This window comes from Streptococcus sp. HMSC073D05 (assembly GCF_001812015.1).
GTDB classification, from domain to species: Bacteria; Bacillota; Bacilli; order Lactobacillales; family Streptococcaceae; genus Streptococcus; species Streptococcus parasanguinis_D.
Genome location: NZ_KV807500.1, coordinates 64,792 through 67,315, shown reverse-complemented (window position 1 = coordinate 67,315; position 2,524 = coordinate 64,792). Strand labels below are relative to the sequence as shown.

At 30.5% G+C, this 2,524-nt stretch carries 1 protein-coding gene; it reads right to left on the bottom strand.

Features of this window, described 5'->3' with window-relative positions; all coding sequences use genetic code 11:
- Positions 1–439 precede the first annotated feature (439 nt).
- Positions 440–1,696, bottom strand: a complete 1,257-nt coding sequence (locus HMPREF2832_RS09690) for an MFS transporter (protein ID WP_261674231.1) — start codon at positions 1,694–1,696, stop codon at positions 440–442.
- Positions 1,697–2,524 lie beyond the last annotated feature (828 nt).

Genomic DNA, 2,524 nt, shown 5'->3' with positions numbered 1-2,524 from the left:
ATTTGTACAAGATATAGTTTTGAAGCATATTAAATTTTGTCGGACAATAACGAAGCGGTCCTACTAGTCATTAGGATCAAAAAACGCATAATATTAGGTTTTGAAGAACCTTGATACTATGCGTTTTATTGTGGGGAGATTTACTTTATTTTCTCCTGAAATTGAGTTTTTACCTAGTATCGTTTTACTTCCGATTAGAGATAACAAATTTATCAATGAATAGTAAGTGATATAATGCAAGTACAAATCCCCAGAAACTACCACGAAGAGAGAATTCTTGATGATTAAGAGGAAGCAAATCACGGTTTCCTATATAGATGCATGTCAAAATCACAAATAGAATCCAAAATAAATCAGTCCATTTATATTTTGAAAAAAGACAAGGTGTTTTATCCTTGTCTTTTTCGTTTTACGTTTTAGTACTGCTTTTGTTTCAATGTCAATAAATGTGTTCTTTTTGGAGTATTCTATATATTCGAGGTAACATTATCACGGTATAGATCAGGAGAGAAACACCTCCAAATATGAATATAAGACCTCCGTTTATGCCCTTTTGAAATAGATAAGTAAATACAATGGTACCTATCGGCATGATAGACGTATTTAGTGTGAACAAAGTACTCATTACTCTTCCTAAATAATTTGTTTCAATGCTACTTTGAAGATAGGTCATGACGACAATATTTAGAATAACAAGAGTGAATGCGATAATTCCCATAAATAAACCGCCAACGGAAGAAATAATCACTTGGGTGTTAGTAGTTGCAAATGTAATGCCCAAACCAACGATAGCGATGGTTAGAAGAAAAAGTGGAATGCGAATTCTATTAGAGAGAAGTGTATTATTTTCTTTTTTGTCTGGCAATAGTGACATAGAAACACTAGCTAATAACATTCCAACCGCAGACATAGTTTCTAGGATACCTACTGTTGCATTATCTAATAAGAGTTGTTCTTTGACTACAAATGGTACTCCAATGCTAATGGAAGTATAGAAAAAATTCAGTACAACACTAACAAGAATAATATATTTGACAATCTGATTTTCTTTTAAGAATTGGATAATTTCTTTGACCCCATGTTGATGCTTTTCATTCTGTTTAATCTTAGCTTCTTGTTCTTCGTGTTCATAGAAGAATTTCATGGTAAGTAAGACACCTAAAGAAAGGAGATTTGCAATAATTTCTATAAGAATAAAGCCTGAGAAGCCTAACCAATTATAAAGAATGACTCCAATAGCTGGGGAAAGCATGGTTGCGATAGCAATGGCAGTTTGTGTAACAGAGCTTAATCGTTGAATTTTTGTATCATTTACTAACTCGTGGATAGAGGCTGAATAACAAGTATCATTGATATTAACTGTAATAGAATGGAGTATGACAAACGGGATTACGAGGTATAAGATAGTAGATGAATTCGTTAAAAAATAAAAAGCATAAAACAGAAGAAAGATTATAAGCCTAAAGATAAAATTATAAATTAAGATCTTTTTATGACGGTATCGGTCTACTAAATTACCGATTGGAACCAAGAAAATCAAACTGACTAAAGGATAGATGATCATGTTGATTCCAAAACTCATTGCCGATTTTGTTTGGTCCAGTAACATTAATCCTAAAGCAAAATTAAAAGCTTTTCCACTTAAAGAACTAATAAAACTACTAATAAAGTCTTTGATGATTTGTCTATTAGACATTTTATCACTTATTAAATTCTTAATATTAATCCCCTCCATTCGTTTCAACATTGCTTCGGTTATCTAATCCTATTCAATCAACCTGTGTTGTAAGGTAATTGGAATATTAGATAAACCATAATTTTTGTTAATTAAGATTTTATCAATTTTACTAATAAAAGTATAATAAAAAATGTAAAAAAAATTGTATTTATGTTTACTAATTATATTTCTCTCTTGCTTTGATATTATCTAAATTGATAACTTCTTACGTACCTCTTCTAAAATAGGATATATTTTACAAGCGTTAAAGGATTTCAAAATGAAACAGATTGATTTATTTTGCTTTTTATAGGTTTTAAATTCACAATAGGTGCTAGTACTATTTATCATACCACTTGACACCGCTTTCAAACGGGAGTACAATAATATTGAGGAAAAGATGGCTTATCTCTTTTATTTAGGAGGTGGCAGATATGCAAATCTATTTTATTTATTCTATTTTCTTTCTATTATCACTTGTAGTTCTAGTTTATCTTATTAAGTTACTCATTGCTCATTTAAAAAGAAACTAAGTAACATTTTGCCCAAATAGTAGTTATTTGGGCTTTTTACTATACTTTAGCCTAGTGGATTAAATCTATAAAAGTAGTGTTTAGCATCTTCTTTGAGAGTGATTTTATTTAATGAAGGTTGTTTATAGTTGAAGGGGGAAAATAGATGGTTTCTAAAATTGATGTGGCTTGGGACTTGTTTCTGGAGGGAAAAACATCAGAAGTTAAAAAGTTGGTTGAACAAGATTTTTCTATTGATGCCTGTACAGATTTTAGCCTTTTAAATCTGATGGGG

Bases quoted from the DNA above. Each gene is read 5' to 3' on its own strand.
- HMPREF2832_RS09690 (WP_261674231.1), bottom strand. From the start codon at position 1,696: ATGTCTAATAGACAAATCATCAAAGACTTTATTAGTAGTTTTATTAGT.